Genomic DNA, 22,501 nt, shown 5'->3' with positions numbered 1-22,501 from the left:
CGGTCATACCGGCGGCACCCGAACAGTGAGGAGTTGAACGACGATGCGCATGGCAACCAAGGGATCCTGCACCTGTCGCTGTAATGCCTGCGACGGTGGCCACCACTGCGGAAACCCCCCGAACTGCAACGCACGGCGCTGACGCCGTCGGTGGCCTGTCGTCCGGGCAACCGGCGACAGGTCACCACCCGTAGCCCCTACGCCGCCTGATCATCGGGCCATCACCTCATCGATCGCACCGATCGGTCGTGCGATTTCGCGCTTCGCCACATTTCTCACCACTCCTGCATCCCCGGTTCTGAGCCATCGCTGTCTTATGCTGCGGCTGTGCTCACCGCGTTGACCTGGGGCCTGGTCGCCGCATCCTCATTGCTCATCGGCGCGGTCGCCGGTGTCGTCCGCGACTGGAATCGACGTCTCGTCGGCCTCGTGCTCGGTTTCGGAGCCGGGGCACTCATCTCCAGCATCTCCTTCGAGCTCGCCGAGGAAGGCTTCCGAGCCAGCGGCGGCTGGGCCGTGGCGCTCGGCCTGGCCCTCGGGGCCGTGGTGTTCTACCTCGCGGACAAAGCAGTAGATCGGATGGGCCGCAAGGGAACCCAGACCGCCGGGTTGCCCCTGCTGCTGGGCGCCCTACTCGACGGCATTCCCGAACAGGCCGCGCTCGGCATCGGTATCGCCACCGGGGCCGGTGTCAGCCTGGCGCTGGTGGTCTCCATCTTCGTGTCGAACCTGCCCGAATCCATCGGGTCGGCCAGCGACATGCGATCCGCCGGAGAACCGGCCCGCCGGATCGTGGGCGGATGGGCCGCGATCGCCGCACTGTGCGCGCTGGCCACCGTGGGCGGCTACCAGCTGCAGGATGTCGCCGGCGCCCAATTGCAAGGCGGGATCAACGGATTCGCCGCCGGTGCACTGCTGGTCATGCTGGTGGGCTCGATGATTCCGGAGGCCACCGAGAAAGCCGGCGAAAACGCCGGCCTGGCGGCCGTGCTGGGATTCGCCGTCGCCGCCGGACTGTCGCTGGCCGGGTGAAGCGGTCGCGGGTTAGGTTCGGCAGGTGACTGCGCAGTGGCACCTGGGGCCCGTCACCGTCGGGGTGCACAACCTGTTCGTCGCCCTCGGGGTGTTCGCCGCCCTGCTCGTGTTCGTCACCGAGGCCCGCCGGCGCGGCGCGGTCAACGAGCAGTCCGTGGTCGCCGCGGCCGGCGCGCTGATCGGTGGTGCGATCGGGATGAGGTTGACCGGGTGGATCCGTCACCTGGACTTCAGCGCCAATCCGACCCTGGCGCAGGCCTGGCAGTTCGGCTCGCGCAGCATCCTCGGCGGACTGCTCGGGGCCTACCTCGGCGTGCTGATCGCCAAGCGTCTCGGCGGTTACCGCGGGAAGACCGGCGACCTGTTCGCACCCGCAGTCGCGCTCGGCATGGCAATCGGCCGCATCGGCTGCCACCTCACCGAAGCGCCCGGACGGCCCACCACGCTGCCGTGGGGAATCCACGCCCCGGCCGACACCCCTGAATGTCCCGGATGTCTGGCCGGCCTGGCGATGCATCCGTCGTTTCTGTACGAGATCGCCTTCCAGCTCACCGCATTCGCCGTGTTGCTGTGGCTGCGTCCCCGGATCGGCAGGCCCGGTGAGCTGTTCGTGCTGTACGTCGCGGCCTACGCGGTGTTCCGCTTCCTCGTCGAGTTCGTCCGGGCCAACGGGACGGTGTGGCTGGATCTGACCCGCCCGCAATGGTTCCTGCTGCCATCGCTGCTGATCCTGGGATTTCGCCTGTGGTACGGCTACCGCCGCGGGTACTATCGCAACCCAGCCCGCACTGAGGAGGTGCCCGCATGACGACACCGCCCGATCCTCCCGATGACACGCCTCCCGAGGGCTTCGTTCCACCGCCTTCCGGACCGCCTACCTTCGGCCCCCAAAGCTTTGAACCACAAGGGATCCCACCGGCCTATCACGGCGAGCCCGCTCCGCCACCACCTCCGCCTCAGGGCTACCCCGGATATCCGTACCCGACCGCCTATTCGTACGGCCCACCGCCGAAACCCCCGCAGCGCATCTCCGTCCTCATGGTGATTCTCGGTCCGTTTATCTATGCCGCGCTCAACCTGGTGATCGGATTCGTCGCCTTCATGGGCGCCGGCGCGACCGACAGCGCCGGCGGCAGCGCCAACCTGGTCCTCGGCGGGGCCGCAGTGTTCTTGGCCGCCGTCGCCTTCGGCGGCGGGTTCCTGATGTTGATGTCCAAGAATCCGACGGCAAGGGGCCTCGGCATCGGACTGATGGTGGGCTGGGCCCTGATGTCACTATTCACCGCAGGCTTCTGCACCGGCGTCAACCCGGAGCTGTACGCCCGGTGAGCACCGGGATGGGTTTGCGCGGCGACCGCCTGCACCGCTACGTCACCGCGTTCTGCCCGCACTGCCACAGCGAGGCACCCGAGCGCCCGCTGGCCGACGTCGTGCGCCTGGCCGGCATCCTGGTCGAGCGCGACGGGCATATCTGGCTCGAACGCGGCTGCCGCACACACGGGTTGGTACGCACCCTGTACGACGAGGACCCCGAGATCCTGTCCTACCTCGAGGAGTGGACCGCCCCGACCAAGGCCCACATCCCCGACGTCGCCGGGAACTTCGACCCGATCCCGTCGGCCTACCTGCGTGGCCTGCCCGAGATGCAGACCCAGCACACCTGCATCCTGCTGCAGGACATCGCGGAGACCTGCAACCTGCGCTGCCCCACCTGTTTCACCGACAGTTCGCCCGATCTGCGGCATGTGGTGCCCACCGCTGACGTCCTCGCCAACGTCGATCAGCGGCTGGCCCGCGAGAACGGCCGCATCGACGTCCTGATGCTCAGCGGCGGTGAACCCACTCTGCACCCGAACCTCGCCGAACTGCTCGATGAGCTGGTGGCCCGTCCGATCACCCGAATCCTGATCAACAGCAACGGGGTGCGCATCGCCAACGACGACGCGTTGCTGGATCTGCTCACCGCGCACCGCGAACGCGTCGAGGTGTACCTGCAGTACGACGGTTTGTCCGAGCAGGCCCACCGCCACCACCGCGGTGGCGACCTTCGTCGCACCAAAAGCCAAGCCCTACAACGGCTCTCCGAGCGGGAGATCTTCACAACCCTGGTGATGACGACTGCACTGGGCGTAAACGACGACGAGATCGGCGACATGGTCCGGCTGGCCCTGGACACCCCGTACGTCGGTGGGCTCACCATTCAGCCGCAGTTCGGCTCCGGGCGGTCAGGGGCGATCGACCCCATGCACCGACTGACCCACACCGGGGTGCTCAAGCGGCTGGGACCCCAGACCGGCGGCGCCGTCACCTGGCGCGACCTGACCGCTCTGCCCTGCTCGCACCCGCACTGCTGCTCGGTCGGCTATCTGGTCCGTGACGACAACGACCGGTGGCGCTCGCTGGTATCCCTGATCGGCACCGAGAGTCTCAAGGACAAGCTGGGCCTGGTGTCCAATCGGATCGCCGACGCCGAACTCCCCCGCGAGCTGCGCATGGCCGTTCAGGAGTCACTGCTCGGGCTGCTCTCGGAACAGTCGTCCCTGTCGCACCCTCAAATCGGTGACGTCTGGCGCGCCATCTGCGAGGGCTGCGACCTGGGTATGGGAACACTGCTGACATTGGCGTCCTCGGCACTGCCGGGCCGCCGCCGCAAGATCCGCAAGCTGCTTGGCGAGCGCGTGGTGCGCCTGACCGTCAAACCGTTCATGGACATGTCCACGATGATCGAGGAGCGGCTGACCCAGTGCTGTGTCCACGTCGGCACCCGCTCCGGCCAGTCGGACACTGCCCAACACCAGTGCGCGCCGTTCTGCGCCGTGCAAGCCTGGCCTGCGCTGGGGCGTCAACGGCTGTCCCTGTCAGTAGGCCGGGCACTACCGCTCATCGAGATTCGATGAGCGGGAAAAACGGCTGGTCATCGTCACATTCGGTTCCGACCAGCAGCGTTCGGGACCAGGTCAACGACGCTTTCTGCCAGGCACCGATGGCAGAAACTGTGAACTACTGTTCCTAACCGTCCTCTTAAGCTGATAACTTCGCATGAAGTGGGTGTCCCACTGCCGGGGGGCCTGCCACCTTTCTTTGGACCAGTCAGGAGTGAACGCCTTGAAGAAGACGAACATCAGTACGGCCTTTGCCGGAGCGGCCATCGCCGCCGCGGCGATCGTCGCCAGCGCCCCGATGGCGCTCGCCGACGCCGAGGACAGTGCTGTCACCACCGCTGCGCTCGGCGGCCAGGGCAAGCTGGACGGCGGTACCCAGGTCTGGACTGTGACCGACCTGAAGCCCAGCACTGACACCATCAACTACACCCCGCGCGGCACCCTGTGGGAGGTCACTGCGACCAACGAGGCCCTCCAGGGCTCGGTGACGCCGATCGTCTCCAACTTCAACGTCCGCGCCGCCGACGGCCAGAACTACCGCGCGCTGTTCCAGGTGCCAAGCACCCAGGGCGTCAACCCGGCCACCCTCGCCCAGGGCCAGAAGACCAGCGGCAAGATCTACTTCGACGTCACCGGCGACCAGCCGACGTCCGTCGTCTACAACGCCGGTGGCCATGACGTGCTGGCGTGGGACAAGACCGCTACGCCCGCCGCGGCCCCGGCCGCCGGCGCCCCGAAGCGTCCGGCTCCTGCCGCCGCTCCGGCCGCCGCCCCGGCACCTGCCGCAGCTCCGGCTGCCGGTGCTCCGAATGCTGCTCCGGCCGCCGCCTCCCCGGCTCCCGCGCCCGCCGCCGTTCCGGCTACGCCCGCCGGCACCGGTGCAGGCAACGCTGCTACCGCGCTCTCGCCGGCCGCGACCCCGGGCGCTCCGGGTGCACCGGCCGCAGCCCCCGCCGCTCCGGGCACTCCGGGCGCTCCGGCCGCCACCCCGGCCGGCACCGAAGCGGTTCCGGCCGCTCCGGCCCCGGGCACCGAGTCGACCCCGGTCGCTCACGGCACCCCGGTCGCCGAGGGTGCACCGGCCGCCACCGGTGCGGGTAACGCCGCCACCGCGATCTCGCCAGCAGAAGGTGTGCCCGCCGAGGGTGCGCCCGCCGCTGCTCCGGGCGCTCCTGCTCCGGCTGCTCCGGCACCGGGCGCTCCGGCCGCTCCGGCTGCTCCCGCCACCGAGCCCGCGCTGGTTCCGGCCGGCACCCAGCCGGTCATCACGCCCGCCCCGGCCCCCGCGGTCGCCCCGGCGAGCAACCACGGGACTGCATCCTGATCTAGGTAGTCAAGGCGACGGCCGGACGCGGGCAACCGCGTTCGGCCGTTGTTTTATGTGTGGGGTGTTGCGCTGGCCGCTGCGCCGCGCCCCGCCGCCGTTTTCTGATATGGAGATCGGTTTGTCAAGGGGCAGGGTGAAGCGGCGGCCATGACCGTCGCCGTGGCCGCCGCTTCGTTGACCAGGTCGGGCGTGGAGGGTTGTCGAGCGTGTCGTATCGACGCGTGCCAAGTCTGATATACGCGGGTTCGGTTACCGCAGGACGGGACTTTCGAGTCGGAGTGGTCCGCTTCTCTACCAATTGCGGGCGTAATAGTGTTGCAAGACAACACTATTGCTCGTAGAAAACCCGCGGGTCACTCCAAGACGCTTGTCGACAAACCTCAGCTACCCACCTGGACAGTTGTGGAAGGTCAGTCCGTCAGGACTGCCAGTGACCAGCACCAGCCGGCCAGTTCTCGGGCGATCGCCGTGTTGGCGACTACCGCGGGTTTCTTGCGGTCATCAAACCGTGCCCAGCGGCGGTGCAGGCGCTGATTGCCCGCGTGGCCACGCGCGCGTGCGCTCGCCGGCGCGGCATCCCAGCGTCGACGCATCACGGTGCCCGGGCAGTAGCGGCTGCGGTGCTGCCAAGCAGCCTCGACCAGCAGGCGTCGGGCATGGCTGTTACCGGTCTTGGTGATCCCACCTTGCGCCCGCGATGTCCCCGAGGAGTACTCCGAGGGCACCAACCCGAGGTAAGCCCCGATGCTGCGACCGGTCAGCCGGTGCCAGTCGCCGACCTCGGTGGCCAACCCGAACGCGGTCAACGTCGCGACGCCACGCAGGCAACACAACCGGGTCACCACCGGGGTGAACTCCGAATCGGCGGCCATCGCCTCGATCGCCGCATCGAGACGGTCGCGCCGATCCCGGCATGCCAGCATCGCGTCGAAGGCACTGTCATAGGCCAGCGCCAACCCGGGGGTGTCGAAGTGTTGGGCACGAAGCCACAGCTCGTGCTTGCCGGTCCAGGCCCTCCCGCCGCTGTAGACGATTCCTTGCCGTAAAAGCAGTTTCGACAGCCGATGTCGGGCCGTCATCAAATCACCACGACAGTCCTCACGGGCACGAACCAGATCGCGGGCAGCTTCCTGGGTCACCGTCGGGATGGCTACTTCCACGATCTGTCCCAGGTGCAACAATCGGGCCAGATGCGCCGCGTCCCGCGCATCGGTCTTCACCCGATCCCCGGCCGGACGGATCAACTTCGAGGGCGCCGCGACCAAACACGCGATCCCGGCTGCGATCAAAACCCTGGCCAATCCGAATCCGGTCGGGCCGGCCTCATAGGTCACCGCGACACGGCCCGGCAAGGATCTCAACCAGTCCAGGATCTCCCCGGTATCCGGGGTCAACCGGCGCTCGAACACCTCACCGGTATCGGCATCCAAAGCACATCCGAACACCGAACGCGCGTGCACATCCAACCCAACACTCGTACGCTGACGTATCACTGGGGCCTCCCACATCTTGTGGCTCTACCGGCCAGGACCACCCTGTCGGCAACCCACGTTCACATGTGCGCGAGGCCCCAGCCCCTCATACCGTCTACACCAGGGCTGCCGATCGCGTGGTCCAACGACCCCACGGTAGAAAACGATGAGGCGCCGCCGCGTGGCCCGTTCGACCACCCGCCGCGCCCCGCCGCGGTTTTCTACACCAGGGCTGCCGATCGCGTGGGATCACAACCCAGGTGTAGAAATCTGCGCGCGGAGAAGCGCTTTCGAAACGTAAGAAGCGCCATCAGTGCGGGAAAAGGTCAGGCGATCGACAGCGCGATGCCGTCGAGAATGTCGTGCTCGCTGACCACCAGTTCACCGATACCGGCCCGATCGCTGAGAACGGCCGCCAACTCCTCGACGATGATCGCACCACCACCGATCACGTCAGCGCGGCCGGCATGCATCGGCCCGAGCGCGAGGCGTTCGGCCTTGGTCATTCCGATCAACCGCTCACAAACTCCGAGCAGATCATCGAAACCTATGCGGGACAAGTGAATTGCCTCGGGATCGTATTCGGTCATCCGCTGCGCCAGCGCCGAGAGCGTGGTCATCGTCCCGGCCACACCCACCCATGTGTGAGCACCGTCGACCGGCACCACCGCAAGCGCCTCGGCCAGGCCGTCACGAGCCACCAGCCGCGCCTGCTCCACCTGGTCCGCGGTGGGGGGGTCGGAGTGCAGGCACCGTTCGGTGAGCCGCACACAACCGATGTCGGCAGAAAAGCTCGCCTGTACGGCCGTCTCGCCCAGCACCAGTTCGGTGGAGCCGCCACCTAAATCGACCACGACGAAAGGTCCTGCGGCAGGGTCGAGTTCACCGACCGCACCACGGAACGACAGCTCGGCCTCCTCGGTACCGGTGATCACCTCGGCCACCGATCCCGGGACCACCTTGCCCAGCAGACGTGCGGTCATCGCGAAGAACTCGTCACGGTTACCGGCGTCCCGCGCGGCCGACGTGGCGACCATGCGTACCGCGGTCACCGAATGCTCGATCATCAGCGCCACATAGTCAGCAAGCGCGGATTCGGTGCGCGCCAAGGCTTCCGGAGCGAACTGTCCGGTGGCGTCGACGCCCTGCCCCAGCCGTACGACCCGCATCTCACGGTGCACATCGTGAAGCTTGCCGTCCACCAGATCGGCGATCAACAGGCGGATCGAGTTGGTGCCACAGTCAATTGCGCCGACCCGGCGCGGGCCGTCAATTGCGCCGACCCGACTCAAACCCACACCTCTCGATCCAAGATTCCTGCCATCGCCGGCTCGACCGCGAGCACTGCGAGCGCTTCGTCGCCAAAGGGGTTGACACCGGGACCTTTTGCCAACGAATGGGCCATCACCACATGGAGGCACTTCACGCGGTCGGGCATGCCGCCGCCGGTGAACGTGGTGCCCAGCGATTCGATCTCGTCCCGCTCGGCCAGATACGACTCGTGCGCCCGGCGATACGCGGCGGCCAGGGCCTCATCCTCTTGCAGGCGTTCGGTCATCTCCCGCATCAGCCCGGAGGATTCCAGCCGGCTCGCGGCCGCAGTCAGCGCCGGATGCGTCAGGTAGTACAGCGTCGGGAATGGCGTGCCGTCGGGCAGTTTCGGCGCGGTCTTGACCACGCCGGGTTCGCCGTTGGGGCAGCGGTAGGCGACCTCAAGAACGCCGCGTGGCTCGCGGCCCAATTGCCGTGTCACAGCCTCGATGTCGGCGGGATCAACCATTGGGACCTCTGGACGGCTCGGCTGGTGGCGGAACGGGGGGTGGTGGTGGTCCACCCGGTGCCGGCGGTGGTCCACCGATGGTCGGGGAAACCCCATGGGGCTCATCGGCAATCGTGTGCCACAGCGAGGTGTACCACGGCTGCCCCACGGGCACGGCAGATCCCGGCAGCACAGGCTCGCCCGGTTCGCCCGCCGCGATGGCTCCGGGCGGCAGTTGCACCTGATATGGAGTGTCGCCGGGCATGACGAAGCCGAGCCGCTCCCTGGCCTGGGCCGCGATGTACACCGGGTCGGCCAGTTTGACCTTCTGTTGTTCCAAGTCGGCGATCTTGGCGCGCAACTGCTCCTCGCTGGCCTTGAGTTGTTTCATCTCGGTGCGCTGGGCGAAATAGGTGCGAACCGGACCCGCGATGGTCAGCGTCAGCACACACACCACCGCGGCGAGGATCGCCGCTCGGCGCGCCGTCGACCCGAACCGCTGTTCTGACTGCAGCTCGGCCTGCTGCTGCGCCTGCACCGCAATGGCTTTGGTGACCGTCTCGTCGGCAACCGGTTCCGCCTGTGCCGGTCGGGACTCGGTCGCCCGGCGCCGGGGCTGTGAAGCGCGCGGCCGATTCGACTCCCCAGCCTTACCCGGCTTGCCGGGTCGGGAGGCTGGGGACCGTCGCTTCGGGTCTGGCCGCTTCGCTTCAGGCATCGACGTGTGGGGGCGCAGGCGCCTGCGTTACTTGGCCTCGAACCGAGGGAACGCGAGATCGCCCGCGAAGCGCGCAGCGTCGCCCAGCGCCTCCTCGATACGCAGCAACTGGTTGTACTTGGCCACCCGCTCGCTGCGGGCCGGGGCACCGGTCTTGATCTGACCGCTTCCCACCGCGACCGCGAGGTCGGCGATGGTGGTGTCCTCGGTCTCACCGGAGCGGTGGCTCATCATGGTGCGGTAACCGCTGTTGTGTGCCAGCGCAACGGCATCCAGCGTTTCGGTGAGCGTGCCGATCTGGTTGACCTTCACCAGCAGCGCGTTGGCGGCGCCGCGTTCGATGCCATCCTCGAGGCGTTCCGGGTTGGTGACGAAGAGGTCGTCGCCGACCAGCTGGATCTTGTCACCGATGGCCGAGGTCAGCGCCACCCAACCGTCCCAATCGTCCTCGGACAGGGGGTCCTCGATCGAGACCAGCGGGTAGGAGTCGAGCAGGCCGGCGTAGAACTCCGCCATCTGCTCGGCGGTGCGGGTTTCCTTTTCGAAGGCGTAACCCGTGCCGTCCGTGTAGAACTCGGTGGCGGCGACGTCCAGCGCGAGTGCCACATCGCTGCCCAGCTTGAACCCGGTGGCCTCGATGGCCGTGGCGATCAGGTCCAGGGCGGCCTTGGTGCCCGCGACGTCGGGGGCGAAGCCGCCCTCATCGCCGAGACCGGTGGACAGGCCCTGCTTCTTGAGCACGGACTTGAGCGAGTGGTAGACCTCGGTACCCCAGCGCAGCGACTCCTTGAAGGAGGGAGCGCCGATCGGGGCGACCATGAACTCCTGGACGTCCACCCCGGTATCGGCGTGAGCGCCGCCGTTGAGGATGTTCATCATCGGCACCGGAAGGATGTGCGCGTTCGGACCACCGAGGTAGCGGAACAGCGGCAGCGCGGCGCTGTCGGCCGCGGCCTTGGCCACCGCCAGCGAGACGCCGAGGATCGCGTTGGCGCCGAGACGCGACTTGTCCGGGGTGCCGTCCAGATCCAGCAGCGCCTGGTCGACGAGACGCTGATCGTCGGCGGCCAGGCCGATGATCGCCGGGGCGATCTCGTCGAGAACGGCCTCAACCGCCTTCTCGACGCCCTTACCGCCGTAGCGGGAGCCGCCGTCGCGCAGCTCCACCGCTTCGTGCTCACCGGTCGACGCGCCCGACGGCACTGCCGCCCGAGCGAACGTGCCGTCGGTCAGGGCCACCTCGACCTCGACCGTCGGGTTGCCACGGGAGTCGAGGATCTCGCGGGCTCCAACCTGCTCGATGATGGGCACTGGCTTCTCCTTATTGAGTCCGGCGTGTAGGGATGAGACTAGATCGTGGCGGGCGCGACGGCGTGTTTGGGCTTGTCACGCGGGTCACCCACGCGCGTCACAAGCCGTGGCCACCGGCATACGCCGTCGCCCAGTCACGGACCATCCGGGCGTACTGGTCGGAGTTGTTGTAGGCCTTCAGCGCCGTCATCCAGCCCCGCGGCGTGGACAGGTCCTTGCCATACCAGCACAGCAGGCCGGCGGCCGAGAGCGCGGCGTCATCGAAGTTATCCGGGCTCACGACCCCGTCGTTGTTGGCGTCCACCCCGAAATGACCCCAGGTCTCCGGGATGAACTGCATCGGCCCCATGGCCCGGTCCATCAGCGGATCCCCATCGAGCTTGCCCTTGTCGGTGTCAGGAATGCGCAGGTTGCCGGCCGTCCCATCCAACTGGACGCCGCGGATCGGCGGCGTGACGTCGCCGTTGCGGGCGATCATCGCGCCGCGGTAGGTGCCGTGGTGACTCTCGACCATGCCGATGCCGGCCAAGGTGGTCCAGGCCACCTTGCAGTTGGGGTTCTCCACCTGGGCGACGCGCGCGGCGTAGGCGTAGGCCTCCAGGGCGTTGACGGGCATGCCCATCGCGGGCGCTCGCTGCGCCGCCCATTCGTGGAGCTGATCGGCCGGTCGGCCCTTGGCATAGGTATCGATCGCAGGCACCGCATCCCCGGCCGGCGGTGGCACACCTTCGGGAATTGGGGTCCCCAGATGCCACGAACAGCTGGATGCCAACAGCAGCGCTGTCGCAGCAATAACGGCGACAGCCCGCAGCCAACGCACTGGCGACACCGGACTCCCTCAACCCCGCTCGGTCTGATTGGCCATCGTCGCATGCGCGACCGTGGACGCGTCGGGCGACGGGGGCGTGCCGGAAGAACGGCAGGTGAAGTCAGCCGGTCCCACAGACCCCCCTGCTAAGGTGAGCCACGCCTTGCTATGGCAAGGCAAGGCTACATTTTTCACGGTGCTTTCACCCCGGTCGAACGAGGACGATTTGATGACTGTCATCTCGGACGTTCCGACCAGCACGCTGGCCGCCTCCAACGTCACATCGCAGGTATTCGGCAGTGGCCTGATCGGTTTGCGGGAAGGCCTCGAAGCCGCCATCGTGGTCTCGATCCTGGTGGCGTTTCTGGTCAAATCCGAACGCCGCGACGCGCTCAAATGGGTGTGGCTGGGAGTCGGCGCCGCGATTGCCATGACCGTCACCGTCTTCCTCGTGATCCAGTTCGGTGAGAACACCATCAGCGGACTGGGCGCCGAAGCCATCGCCGGCATCGCCTCACTGATCGCCGTCGTCATCGTCACCACCATGGTGCTGTGGATGAAGAAGGCGTCGGCCTCGATGTCGGGCCAGCTGCGCGGCGACATGTCGCAGGCGCTGGAGACCGGCGGCCTGGCGGTGGCACTGCTGGCCTTCCTGGCGGTGGGGCGTGAAGGGGTCGAGACCGCGCTGTTCATGGTCGGCTACGCCGAAGCCGAGACGCTGTGGCCGCTGATGGGTCTGATCATCGGTGTGCTGATCGCCGCCGCGATCGCCTACGGCATGTACGCCGGGGCCGTCCGGATCAACCTCGCCAAGTTCTTCAAATACACCGGTATCTTCCTGATCGTGGTGGCCGCCGGAATCCTGGCCTACGGCATCAAGGCGCTGCAGACCGTCGGCTGGATCCCCGGGCTCAGTGCCAAGGCCTTCGACATGAGCGGTGCGTTCGACTGGTCGGCCTGGTACGGCGAGATCATCCAGGGCGTCTTCAACATCGACCCCACACCGACCGTGCTGCAGTTCGGTGCGTGGGTGGCCTACATCGTGGTGGTGCTGGCGCTGTTCCTGAAGCCGCTGCGCGCCCACAGCGCCGCGTCCGGCGCCTCAACCACTTCCGAGCCGTCCTCCGAGTCGACCGTCGAGCCGGAGACCTCCACCGCACCCGAAAGGTCGACCAAGTGAAGATGACCCCTGTCGTCAAGACCGGATTCGCGGCCACCGCCGCGGTGCTGGCCGGCATTTCGATGAGCGCCTGCCAGGCCAAGGAGACCACCAGCGGCGACGACGCCAAGGCGGGCACGATCACCGTCGACGCCTCCGACACCGAGTGCAAGTTGTCCGGGACGACGGCGACCACCGGGCCCAGCACCTTCGAGGTCACCAACACCGGCGACAAGGTCACCGAGTTCTACGTCTACGGCGAGGGCGAGCGAGTCATGGGCGAGGTGGAGAACATCTCCCCCGGACTCCGGCGGCAGCTGATCGTTCAACTCACCCAGCCCGGCACGTACCAGACCTCGTGCCGGCCCGGCATGGTCGGCGAGGGCATCCGCGGCAACTTCGAGGTCACCGGTGAGGCCGTGCAGGTCGATACCGAGGGCAAGTTCAAGGACGCCGCCGACAACTACAAGCGCTACGTGATCAGCCAGGTCGACGCCCTGGTTCCGGCGACAGAGGAATTTGTCGCCGCGGTCAAGGCCAAGGACGTCGAAAAGGCCAAGGCGCACTACCCGACCTCGCGCGTCTACTGGGAGCGCATCGAGCCGGTCGCCGAATCCTTCCCCAATGACCTCGATCCGCGAGTCGACCTGCGTGAGGCCGACCTCGAGCCCGGGCAGAAGTGGACCGGCTTCCACGCGCTGGAGAAGCAGCTGTGGGTCACCGGCCTGCAACCGGACGCCAACGCCCTCGGCGATCAGCTGATCGCCGACGTCAAGGAACTCCAGGCCGGGGTCAAGGCACCGGACTGGACCATCGACTCCACCCAGATCGCCGGTGGTGCACAGGGTCTGCTCGACGAGATCGCCATGAGCAAGATCAGCGGCGAAGAGGACATCTTCAGCCACACCGATCTGTGGGACTTCCGGGCCAACGTCGAAGGTTCGCAGACCGCGGTGGCCTCGGTGCGGCCGATCCTCGACGAGCGCGACGCCGAGCTGGGCAAGCGGGTGGACGCCCGCTTCGCCGACGTCGAGAAGTTGCTGGAGAAGTATCGTGACGGCGACGGCTTCGTCTCCTACGACAAGGTGACCGAGCCGCAACGTCAGGAACTGTCGCGCGCCATCGACGCGCTGAGCAAAGAAGTGAGCCAGGTACAGGGTGTCATCGCCAAGCAGTGATTCTCCGGAATCCACCCCGGATGCCGAGCAGTCCGCCGGATTCTCCCGGCGCAAGCTGTTCGGTGCGGCCGGAGTCACCGCCGCGGTAGTCGGTGCGGCCGGCGCAGGTGCGCTGGCCGGCCGCGCTTCGGCGGCCAGCGTCCCGCACGGTGTCCTGCAGGGGCCGGTCCCGTTTCGAGGTGACCGGCAGGCAGGCATCATCACCGAGGCGCAGGACCGGATGCACTTCTGCTCCTTTGATGTCACCACCGACAACCGCGAGGACGTCGTTGCACTGCTAAAGCAGTGGACGCAGATGGCCGAGCGGATGACGCGCGGTGAGGAGACCGAAGACGGCGGCGCCGTGGACGGCAATCCGTATGCGCCACCCTCGGATACCGGTGAGGCACTGGGACTTCCGGCCTCACAGCTGACCCTGACGATCGGGTTCGGGCCGTCGTTCTTCCGCAAGGACGGTAAGGACCGCTTCGGCATCGCCGACAAGCAGCCCGCCGAACTCAAGGATCTGCCGAAGTTCCCCAACGAAACCATGGATCCGGCCCGTAGCGGGGGCGACATCTGCGTCCAGGCGTGCGCCAACGATCCCCAGGTCGCGGTGCATGCGATCCGCAACCTGGCCCGCGTCGGGTTCGGCACGGTCGCGGTGCGGTACTCACAGCTGGGGTTCGGCCGTACCTCGTCGACCACCCGGGACCAGGCCACCCCACGAAACCTGTTCGGGTTCAAGGACGGAACGAACAACCTCAAGTCCGATCAGACCGATCTGCTCGACAAGAACGTCTGGGTGGGCGAGGGTGACGGGCCGGCCTGGCTCACCGGCGGCAGCTACCTGATCACCCGACGGATCCGGATGCGCATCGAGAACTGGGATCGCACCACACTTCTGGAGCAGGAACGGGTGATCGGCCGGCAGAAGGGCAGCGGCGCCCCCAACGGGTTGCAGCAGGAATTCGACGAGCTCAATTTCGAGATCACTGACGGCAAGGGCGATCCGAAGATCGACAAGGATGCACACGTTCGGTTGGCCTCGGCCGAGCACCTCGGCGGCATCGAGATCCTGCGTCGCGGTTACAACTTCACCGACGGTTCGGACGGTTTCGGCCACCTGGACGCGGGCCTGTTCTTCATCGCGTTCGTGCGCAGCCCCGAGAAGCAATTCATCCCGATGCAGCGCGAGTTGTCCCGCAAGGATCTGCTCAACGAGTACATCACCCACACCGGTACAGCCATCTTCGCCTGCCCGCCCGGGCTGCGTGACGGTGACAGCTCGGGGTACTGGGGTTCGACGCTGTTCGAGTGAGGCACTGACCCGATGACGCGCAACACCCGAATACTGCTCACCGCACTGGCAATCGCGGTGCTGGCCATCGGCGTCTTCGTGTATCAGTCGACTCGTGATCGCGGCGGCCCGCCACCGGTGGCCGCCGTCGGATCCGGCCAAGTGGTCCGTGAGAACAGCCATCGGCTGAACTCCGTTCCCGACAGCGACGTGACATTTGTGGAGTTCCTCGACTTCGAATGCGAAGGTTGTCGCGCGGTGTATCCCTCCATAGAGCAACTGCGGGCTGAGTACGGCGACCGGGTGAACTTCGTCATCCGGTACTTCCCGCTCAGCGCTCACTACAACGCCGAACGAGCGGCACGCGCCGTCGAGGCCGCCGCCCAGCAGGACAAGCTCGAGGCGATGTACAAGAAGATGTACGACGCCCAAGATCAATGGGGCGAAAAGCAGGATCCGGCGGACGAGGTATTCCGGGGCTTCGCAGCAGAACTCGGTCTCGACATGACCGCATTCGACAAGTCCTACAGCGACCCGGCCACCGCCGCCCGCGTCCAACTCGATGTGGCCGACGGCCGCGCCCTGGGCGTGCAGGGCACGCCGACGTTCTTTCTCAACGGCGAGCGCATCCAGCCACACAGCTATGACGATCTGACCTCGCTGTTCGACCAGGCGCTGGCCGAATAGAGAGGCCGCGCGGCGCGGTCACGCGCCGAGCAGGATCTGGCTGAGCCGGGTGGTGGTTGCGACGCCGTCGTCGTAGCCGCCCTGCCCGTTGAGCCCGTTCATGATCGCCAACGTGTAGCGCTGATCGGGCCCGGCGAAGCCGACCGAGTTGATGACCCAGCCGCCCTGTTCCTGCGACCACCCGTTCTTGTTGCCGGGGCTCATCGACGGCCCCGCACCCCAGACGCCCCACTGTTGCTCCCCGCCGACCCGTCGCATCTCGGCCACCACCGCGGCCGCATCGGACGGATTCAGTTGGGTCAGTGTGTAGTTCATCAACCGGTCGAGATCATTGGCGGTCGACTTCTGGAAGCCCCAGTAGGGGAACATGTCACCGAACCCCGGTTGCGGCCGTAGATCCGTCATGCCGTAGCGCGGGAAGCCGGCGTTGAACGCCTTGTGGTCCGCGCCGCCGTACCGGGTCCACAGCGCATCGGCCGCGTCGTTGTCGGAGTTGCGCAGCATGTTCACCATGAGCTGCCGGTCATTGCCCGACATCCGCAGTGCTCCGGCACGCTCCCGGGTCAGCAGATCGACGACCATGGCCAGCTTGATGGTCGAGGCGGTCCAGATCATCTGGTTCGCATTGGGATTGGCGTACCGTGTGCCTGCGGCGCGATCACGTAGGACATAGCCGACGGTGCCCGGCCGCGACGCCAGGTAGGAATCTGCCGCCGCGATGCGCGAGCGCAGATCACATCCCGTGGCCGCGCAGTCCGCAAGGGCCTGCGGTGCAACCACCATTCCCACGACCAGCGCGAGGACGGTGGTGGCGGTCCGCAGCATCGTCATGGCCCCACGGTAACGGGGCCCCGAGGTGGCAAGCTGCTGGCACGCCGTCAGGATGGACGGGCCAAACTTCGCAGTGGCCGAACCTCCGTTGAAACAGCCCAGAACGGTCCGCCGCGACCCGCGTTTGTAACGTGGTGGCGGAGAAACCGGCCGGAAACCGCCCTGACGTTACAAACGAGGGCGGCGTCAATCGCTAAGGGTGATCGCCCTCGTCGGCCTCGTCGCCCTCGGAGACTGAAGCGCCCTCTTCAGCTGCGTCGTCGGCCGCGTCGCCCTCAGAGTCCGAATCATCCGCGTCGGCGTCAGCTTCCTCGGTGTCCGCGACGTCCTCGACTGGAGCGGCATCCTCGTCATCGTCCCCGAGCTCGCCGTCCGCATCAGGCTCGGGCTCAGGCTCGACAACCGCCCGCGGCCAGTAGGTCCGCCACTCGTCCTCGGTGATCGACCCCAGCGGTGTCACGTCGAGTTCCTCGGGAACGTCCTCGCCACGGCGACCCGCCGCGACATCGGACTCCACCACCCGCACGGTATCCATGAACCCCAAAACCGCGCTGCGCAAATCATTCTCGGCATCGGCATCCGCAGAAACCACCACCGAGGTCAGCGCAACCGGCACCAGGTCGCCGGGCAGCCCAGCCTGGGCCACCCGGGCCAGCACTTTCTGCGCCAGTGCCAGAGCTGGTTGCCCCGTGGGCACGTCATCCATCGACGACCCGCGGGCTTTCACCTTCTGTTCCTGTGCCTTGCGCTGCTCCCACTGAGCCAGCTGCTCATCCAGGGAAATCGATTCTCCGGCAAGGACTGCCGGGACCCGGTTGCCGAGCTTGCGCACCAGCGAATCGGCGACATCGTCGATGTTGAACGGGTGAACGGGCGCATCCTCGGCGATGCGGGCGTGGAACAACACCTGCAGCAGCACATCGCCGAGTTCCTCGCGCAGCTCGTCGGCATTGCCGCCGCGCACCGCGTCGAAGAGCTCGTAAGTCTCCTCCAGGAGATAGCGACGCAAGGAGTCGTGGGTCTGCTCGCTTTCCCACGGCCCGTCGGTACGCAGCTTGTCCATCATCGCGACGGCGTCCACGAGCCGCTCCCCGGCCTGCGCCCGCGGGGCGGCGATCAACCGGTCCCCGGCCGCCAAACGGGCCTTGACCGCGGGATGCTCCGGGTCGGAGGACAGCAGAACGGGAGCATCTTCACCGTCATAGGCCGGTCGCGCCGCCGGCAGCGACCACGGCACCTTGACGGGCATTTCCTCGGTGTACTGCACATCGCCGGTGAGCAGATCGATCGCGTCGACAGGGATCAGCGAAGGGCGGCGCGGGTCGACCAATACGACGGTCATCGAGCCCCACCCCTTCCATTTCGACGAGATTTGCTGATCTCGGTTATACCAACACTGTGCCCGACTTCGACGTACGTCGTGAGCACGGCCAACGCGGCGATTCGCCCGCACCGGGCGGCAGCCACACGGGATGGCCGCCCTGCCCGAAGGCAAGGCGGCCATCATGTCACAGGCCGTGGTTTACGACTCCGGCGGGAACTGGCCCTCCGGGATCACCCAGTGGCCCGGCGTCTCGTCGTAGAACGGGTTGGCGACTCCATTCACTGTGGGCAGCGTCTTGAGCTGACCAGGCGCGATTCCGAAGAACGGATTCGCAACACCGTTGATGGTCGGTGAGTTCGTCAACTGACCCGGCGCGATGTTTCCGTTCGGCTGCCCGAAGAAATTATCTACCTCGGGAAACCTGACGGTCGGAACGTTCACATCGGGAACATTCACGCTTGGAACATTCACATCAGGAACATTCACGCTCGGAACGTTCACATCAGGAACATTCACCGCCGGCACATTTACATCGGGAACATTCACCGTCGGCACATTTACATCGGGAACATTCACGCTTGGAACATTCACATCAGGAGCATTAACGCTCGGAACGTTCACATCAGGAACGTTGACACCCGGCACATACACATTCGGCGTGCCCACATTGGGCACCGCCGGACCGGGAACCGGAGGCGGCGTGGGCACGTTCGGAACGGCCTGCGCCAGGCCTGTACCCAGGCCAAACGCGCCCAATCCCAGTGCTCCGGCCATCGTTGTGGTTACTGCGAACTTCTTGAAGTTCATGGTCACTCCTTCGCCTTGCCTCACCGCGATCTGTCGCCAATAGACGTCAATCGCGTGATGTTCGGTTTGGGAAATTGCATGACCGCCCTATGGCCGACGATCTCGCCGCCTTCTCTGCAGACGACTACGCAATACCTTGACCCCCCGCATATATGTCGGATCCCCGTGTCGGTGCGTTAACAGCGCTTCGCGGATACGGTGAGGCGCAGACGCCAGAAAGGCGCCGCGACCAGGCAATAAGATGCGAGAAAAAAATTACAGGCCCGCGGTGATGTCGATGCTGCCCTCGGTCTGCCCGTGGAGCACCAACACCAGGCCGGCCACCATGCGGACAATGTCGAGGTCACGTATCCGCGGGGAGCCGATGCCGTCGGTCTCACGCGGGATCGGCACCTGAACCACCGAGGTGGTGGCCCGATAGTGCGCACCCGGGTACATCCGCTTGAGCCGCAACTGCGCGGAATCGGGAAGGACCAGCGGCGACAGTTTGATCGTCGATGCCGACACCGCACCGATCTCGGTGATGCCGTACTCACGGCACAGCAGCCGCAACCGGGCTACCGCCACCAGCCGCTTCACCGGCTCGGGCAACGGGCCGTAACGGTCGACGAGCTCGTCGACCACGGCCTTCACCGCGTCCTCATCCGTCGCCGCCGCGAGCCGCCGGTAGCCCTCCAGTCGCAGCCGATCACTGCCGATGTACTCGGGCGGCAGGTGAGCGTCGACCGGCAGATCGACCCGCACTTCCTTTGGCTCCTCCGCTGTGGCAACGGTTTTCCCGTCGGCAGCAGCTCGGTAGGCCTCGACAGCCTCGCCCACCAGTCGCACATACAGATCGAAGCCCACCCCGGCCACGTGGCCGGACTGCTCGGCGCCGAGCACGTTGCCCGCGCCGCGGATCTCCAGGTCCTTCATGGCCACCGCCATGCCCGCACCCAGCTCGTTGTTCTGCGCGATAGTGGCCAACCGGTCGTAGGCGGTCTCGGTCAGCGGTGAATTGGGCGGGTAGAGCATGTAGGCGTATCCGCGTTCGCGGCTTCGCCCCACCCGGCCACGCAGCTGATGCAGCTGTGACAACCCGAAGGTGTCGGCCCGTTCGACGATCAGCGTGTTGGCGTTGGAGATGTCCAGGCCGGTCTCGACGATCGTGGTGCAGACCAGAATGTCGTACTCGCGGTTCCAGAAGCCCTCGACGGTCTTCTCCAGGGTCTCCTCGTTCATCTGTCCATGCGCGACGACGACCCTGGCTTCGGGCACCATCTGACGAATCCGCGCCGCGGCCTGGTCGATGGTGCGCACCCGGTTGTGGATGTAGAACGCCTGACCATCCCGCAGCAGCTCACGACGCAGCGCCGCGGCCACCTGCTTGTCGTCGTGCGGGCCGACATAGGTCAGCACCGGATAGCGCTCTTCGGGCGGGGTCAGGATTGTCGACATCTCCCGGATGCCGGCCAGGCTCATCTCCAGGGTGCGTGGGATCGGGGTGGCGCTCATCGTGAGCACGTCGACGTGTGTACGCATCGACTTGATGTGCTCTTTGTGTTCGACGCCGAAGCGCTGTTCCTCGTCAACAATGATGAGGCCCAAGTCTTTCCAGGTCACCCCGGTCTGAAGCAGCCGGTGCGTGCCGATCACGACGTCGACCGAACCGTCCTTCATTCCCTCCATGGTGGCCCGCGATTCCGCCGGATCGGTGAACCGCGACAATCCCTTGACCGTCACCGGAAAACCCGCCATCCGGTTGGTGAAGGTCTGCAGATGCTGATCGGCCAACAATGTCGTGGGCACCAGCACAGCAACCTGCTTGCCGTCCTGCACGGCCTTGAACGCCGCCCGCACCGCGATCTCGGTCTTGCCGTAACCCACATCGCCACAGATCACCCGGTCCATCGGAACCGGTTTCTCCATATCGGATTTGACCTCGGTGATCGCGGTCATCTGGTCGATGGTCTCGGTGAAGCCGAACGCATCCTCCATCTCGTTCTGCCATGGAGTGTCCGGACCGAACGCATACCCGGGCGCGGACTGCCGCTTGGCGTACAGCGCGACGAGCTCACTGGCGATCTCCCGAACCGCCTTGCGAGCCTTGGTTTTCGTATTGGCCCAATCGCTGCCGCCGAGCTTCGACAACGACGGCGCTTCACCGCCGACGTAGCGCGACAGCTGATCCAGCGAATCCATCGGCACGTACAGCCGGTCCGATCCGCCACCTCGTTTGGATGACGCGTACTCCAGCACCAGGTACTCACGACGCGCTCCGCCGACCACCCGCTCGGTCATCTCGACGAACTTGCCGATGCCGTGCTGATCGTGCACCACCAGATCGCCGGCGGTCAGCGCCAGCGGATCGACGACGTTACGTCGTTTGGCCGCAAGCTTTTTGCCTTCTGAGGCCGTCACCCGATTACCGGTCAGATCGGTCTCGGTGATGATGACGAGGTTGGCTCCGGGCAGGATCACACCGTCGTGCAACGGCCCCTTGAGCACCCCGACCACACCGGCCTTGGGTGCCGTCCCCGGTTCCAACATGCCTGCAGGCGTGTCGGAATCGCCGAGCTGCTCCACCACGCGGTGCGCCGTACCGGCGCCCGGGGTGACCACCGCGGCGTAGCCACCGGTGGCCACGTGGGCGCGCAGCATCGCGAAGATCTCTTCAAGGCTCTGCTGGCTGCGGGCCGATGGAGACGGCCGCAGGTCGAGTTCGGTGGCCTTGCCGTCGGGCAGCTGGCTCAGCGTCCACCACGGATGACCGCCGGCCACGGAATCCTCACGGGCCTGCTCGAACGGAACGAACCCGGACGCACCCAGCGCCTCGAGGTCGATGGGGGCATCCCCGCCGACGGCTGCCGTCGACCACGACGCCTCCAGGAATTCCTGGCCCGTCTTGATCAGGTCCGCGGCCCGGGTCCGCACCTTCTCCGGGTCGCACAACAGCACCGGGGCACCCTCGGGGAGGTGGTGCGTCAGCGTCGTCGGCTGCACCGGATGCAGCAACGGCAGCAGGGCCTCCATCCCGTCGACCGGGATGCCTTCGGCGAGCTTGGCCAGCATGTCGGGCACGCTGCCCGGCACGCTGTTCTCGTGGGTGGGGTGTTCTTGAGAAAGCACCGCAGCACGGCGGCGCACATCCGGCGTCATCAGCAGTTCGCGGCATGGCACTGCGACGACGTTGTGCACCGGGATCTCGGGGATCGAACGCTGGTCGGCGATCGAGAACATCCGCATCTCGGAGATCTCGTCGCCCCAGAACTCGACACGGACCGGATGCTCGGCAGTGGGCGCGAAGATGTCGAGGATGCCACCGCGCACGGCGAACTCCCCGCGTTTGCCGACCATGTCGACGCGGGTGTAGGCCAGGTCGACCAGGCGGGCGACGACGGCCTCGAACTCGGCCTCCGCACCGACGGTGAGCGTGACCGGCTCGGTATCCACCACGTCGGGGGCCATCGGCTGCAGCAGCGAACGCGTGGTGGTGACCACCACCCGCAGCGGCGGCCCCAGCGTCTCGTCCTCGGGACGAGCCAGCCGGCGCAACAGCAACAATCGGGCAGCGACGGTCTCGACCCCCGGGGACAACCGCTCGTGCGGCAGCGTCTCCCAGGAGGGGAACAGTGCGACGGCATCGCCGACGACGCCTCGCAACTCGGCGGTCAGATCGTCGGCCTCGCGCCCAGTGGCAGCCACCACCAGCAACGGGCCCTGCTGGGCCAGCCCGGCAGCCACCAGCACGCGGGCGCTGGCTGGCCCGACGAGCGCGAGATCAGCGGGCCGGTCGGCGGCGCGGCGAAGGACGTCCTGCAGAGACGGATCGGTTAATGCCAGCTCGACGAGACCCGCGATCGGGGTCTGGACATGGTTGTGCCCCGGTGCGGTCATGATGACGCCATTCTACGGGGCCGGGAATTCGGCTCCGTCCCGCTCTGT

19 protein-coding genes are annotated in these 22,501 nt (G+C 66.7%); 9 read left to right on the top strand and 10 right to left on the bottom strand.

Features of this window, described 5'->3' with window-relative positions:
• Positions 1-327: 327 nt before the first annotated feature.
• From AC4ELH_RS34020 to AC4ELH_RS34000, 5 genes are all read left to right on the top strand, one after another.
• Positions 328-1,032 carry a ZIP family metal transporter gene (locus AC4ELH_RS34020; protein WP_064887116.1) on the top strand — a complete coding sequence of 235 codons (705 nt, stop codon included), beginning with the start codon at positions 328-330 and terminating at the stop codon, positions 1,030-1,032.
• A gap of 25 nt (positions 1,033-1,057) precedes the next feature.
• On the top strand, positions 1,058-1,843 hold the full coding sequence (locus AC4ELH_RS34015; protein WP_064959719.1) for a prolipoprotein diacylglyceryl transferase: 786 nt from the start codon (positions 1,058-1,060) through the stop codon (positions 1,841-1,843).
• The gene (locus tag AC4ELH_RS34010; protein ID WP_448442083.1) at positions 1,840-2,364 is read left to right on the top strand and encodes a hypothetical protein; all 525 of its coding nucleotides are present in this window, start codon (positions 1,840-1,842) and stop codon (positions 2,362-2,364) included. The genes AC4ELH_RS34015 and AC4ELH_RS34010 overlap by 4 nt, the downstream gene beginning before the upstream one ends.
• An 8-nt stretch (positions 2,365-2,372) precedes the next feature.
• Positions 2,373-3,932, top strand: a complete 1,560-nt coding sequence (locus tag AC4ELH_RS34005) for a radical SAM protein (protein ID WP_448442386.1) — start codon at positions 2,373-2,375, stop codon at positions 3,930-3,932.
• Positions 3,933-4,140: 208 nt separating this feature from the next.
• Positions 4,141-5,241 (top strand): MPT63 family protein, encoded by a 1,101-nt coding sequence (locus tag AC4ELH_RS34000; RefSeq protein ID WP_174554275.1) that lies wholly within the window; start codon positions 4,141-4,143, stop codon positions 5,239-5,241.
• Between the two features lie 413 nt (positions 5,242-5,654).
• Here AC4ELH_RS34000 and AC4ELH_RS33995 read toward each other — a convergent pair whose 3' ends face one another.
• The 6 genes from AC4ELH_RS33995 to AC4ELH_RS33970 form a co-directional block, all read right to left on the bottom strand.
• Complete coding sequence (locus tag AC4ELH_RS33995; RefSeq protein ID WP_448457148.1) at positions 5,655-6,737, bottom strand: IS110 family RNA-guided transposase; 1,083 nt, start codon at positions 6,735-6,737, stop codon at positions 5,655-5,657.
• Positions 6,738-7,042: 305 nt separating this feature from the next.
• Positions 7,043-8,008, bottom strand: a complete 966-nt coding sequence (locus AC4ELH_RS33990; RefSeq protein ID WP_498889267.1) for a Ppx/GppA phosphatase family protein — start codon at positions 8,006-8,008, stop codon at positions 7,043-7,045.
• Positions 8,005-8,496, bottom strand: a complete 492-nt coding sequence (locus AC4ELH_RS33985) for a DUF501 domain-containing protein (RefSeq protein ID WP_055116926.1) — start codon at positions 8,494-8,496, stop codon at positions 8,005-8,007. The genes AC4ELH_RS33990 and AC4ELH_RS33985 overlap by 4 nt, the downstream gene beginning before the upstream one ends.
• A complete protein-coding gene (locus tag AC4ELH_RS33980; protein ID WP_064887111.1) occupies positions 8,489-9,193 on the bottom strand; it encodes an FtsB family cell division protein in 705 nt (234 codons plus the stop codon). The genes AC4ELH_RS33985 and AC4ELH_RS33980 overlap by 8 nt, the downstream gene beginning before the upstream one ends.
• A 27-nt stretch (positions 9,194-9,220) precedes the next feature.
• Positions 9,221-10,504, bottom strand: a complete 1,284-nt coding sequence (gene eno / locus AC4ELH_RS33975; RefSeq protein ID WP_064887110.1) for a phosphopyruvate hydratase — start codon at positions 10,502-10,504, stop codon at positions 9,221-9,223.
• A gap of 97 nt (positions 10,505-10,601) precedes the next feature.
• Positions 10,602-11,333: a lytic transglycosylase domain-containing protein gene (locus tag AC4ELH_RS33970; RefSeq protein WP_448442078.1), complete on the bottom strand. Its 732-nt coding sequence runs from the start codon at positions 11,331-11,333 to the stop codon at positions 10,602-10,604.
• A 208-nt stretch (positions 11,334-11,541) separates the two neighbouring features.
• On the opposite strand from AC4ELH_RS33970, the gene efeU reads away from it, so the two are divergent.
• From efeU to AC4ELH_RS33950, 4 genes are read left to right on the top strand one after another with little or no spacing between them, the layout of a single operon-like run.
• Positions 11,542-12,492 carry an iron uptake transporter permease EfeU gene (gene efeU, locus AC4ELH_RS33965; protein ID WP_448442076.1) on the top strand — a complete coding sequence of 317 codons (951 nt, stop codon included), beginning with the start codon at positions 11,542-11,544 and terminating at the stop codon, positions 12,490-12,492.
• Positions 12,489-13,649 carry an iron uptake system protein EfeO gene (gene efeO, locus AC4ELH_RS33960; RefSeq protein WP_064887107.1) on the top strand — a complete coding sequence of 387 codons (1,161 nt, stop codon included), beginning with the start codon at positions 12,489-12,491 and terminating at the stop codon, positions 13,647-13,649. Before efeU ends, efeO begins: the two co-directional genes overlap by 4 nt.
• The gene (efeB, locus tag AC4ELH_RS33955; protein WP_498889263.1) at positions 13,630-14,949 is read left to right on the top strand and encodes an iron uptake transporter deferrochelatase/peroxidase subunit; all 1,320 of its coding nucleotides are present in this window, start codon (positions 13,630-13,632) and stop codon (positions 14,947-14,949) included. Before efeO ends, efeB begins: the two co-directional genes overlap by 20 nt.
• Before the next feature lie 12 nt (positions 14,950-14,961).
• Positions 14,962-15,615 carry a DsbA family protein gene (locus tag AC4ELH_RS33950; protein WP_498889261.1) on the top strand — a complete coding sequence of 218 codons (654 nt, stop codon included), beginning with the start codon at positions 14,962-14,964 and terminating at the stop codon, positions 15,613-15,615.
• 18 nt (positions 15,616-15,633) lie between these two features.
• Here the strand turns inward: AC4ELH_RS33950 and AC4ELH_RS33945 are convergent, their stop codons facing one another.
• From AC4ELH_RS33945 to mfd, 4 genes are all read right to left on the bottom strand, one after another.
• Positions 15,634-16,446, bottom strand: coding sequence for a serine hydrolase (locus AC4ELH_RS33945; protein ID WP_498889259.1), 813 nt, complete (start codon positions 16,444-16,446; stop codon positions 15,634-15,636).
• A gap of 193 nt (positions 16,447-16,639) precedes the next feature.
• On the bottom strand, positions 16,640-17,788 hold the full coding sequence (locus tag AC4ELH_RS33940; protein WP_498889257.1) for a nucleoside triphosphate pyrophosphohydrolase: 1,149 nt from the start codon (positions 17,786-17,788) through the stop codon (positions 16,640-16,642).
• 180 nt (positions 17,789-17,968) lie between these two features.
• A complete protein-coding gene (locus AC4ELH_RS33935) occupies positions 17,969-18,577 on the bottom strand; it encodes a hypothetical protein (protein WP_498889255.1) in 609 nt (202 codons plus the stop codon).
• A 255-nt stretch (positions 18,578-18,832) separates the two neighbouring features.
• Entirely contained in the window at positions 18,833-22,453 is a 3,621-nt protein-coding gene (gene mfd, locus AC4ELH_RS33930; RefSeq protein ID WP_498889253.1) for a transcription-repair coupling factor, read from the bottom strand.
• Positions 22,454-22,501 lie beyond the last annotated feature (48 nt).

This window comes from Mycobacterium shunyiense (genome assembly GCF_058270075.1).
Note: the sequence above shows the minus strand (reverse complement) of the source record. Positions and strands in the feature narration are given on the sequence as shown.

Bases quoted from the DNA above. Each gene is read 5' to 3' on its own strand.
- AC4ELH_RS34010 (WP_448442083.1), top strand. From the start codon at position 1,840: ATGACGACACCGCCCGATCCTCCCGATGACACGCCTCCCGAGGGCTTC.
- AC4ELH_RS34005 (WP_448442386.1), top strand. From the start codon at position 2,373: ATGGGTTTGCGCGGCGACCGCCTGCACCGCTACGTCACCGCGTTCTGC.
- AC4ELH_RS33985 (WP_055116926.1), bottom strand. From the start codon at position 8,496: ATGGTTGATCCCGCCGACATCGAGGCTGTGACACGGCAATTGGGCCGC.
- AC4ELH_RS33980 (WP_064887111.1), bottom strand. From the start codon at position 9,193: ATGCCTGAAGCGAAGCGGCCAGACCCGAAGCGACGGTCCCCAGCCTCC.
- efeU (WP_448442076.1), top strand. From the start codon at position 11,542: ATGACTGTCATCTCGGACGTTCCGACCAGCACGCTGGCCGCCTCCAAC.
- AC4ELH_RS33950 (WP_498889261.1), top strand. From the start codon at position 14,962: ATGACGCGCAACACCCGAATACTGCTCACCGCACTGGCAATCGCGGTG.
- AC4ELH_RS33945 (WP_498889259.1), bottom strand. From the start codon at position 16,446: ATGACGATGCTGCGGACCGCCACCACCGTCCTCGCGCTGGTCGTGGGA.
- AC4ELH_RS33940 (WP_498889257.1), bottom strand. From the start codon at position 17,788: ATGACCGTCGTATTGGTCGACCCGCGCCGCCCTTCGCTGATCCCTGTC.
- AC4ELH_RS33935 (WP_498889255.1), bottom strand. From the start codon at position 18,577: ATGAACTTCAAGAAGTTCGCAGTAACCACAACGATGGCCGGAGCACTG.
- mfd (WP_498889253.1), bottom strand. From the start codon at position 22,453: ATGACCGCACCGGGGCACAACCATGTCCAGACCCCGATCGCGGGTCTC.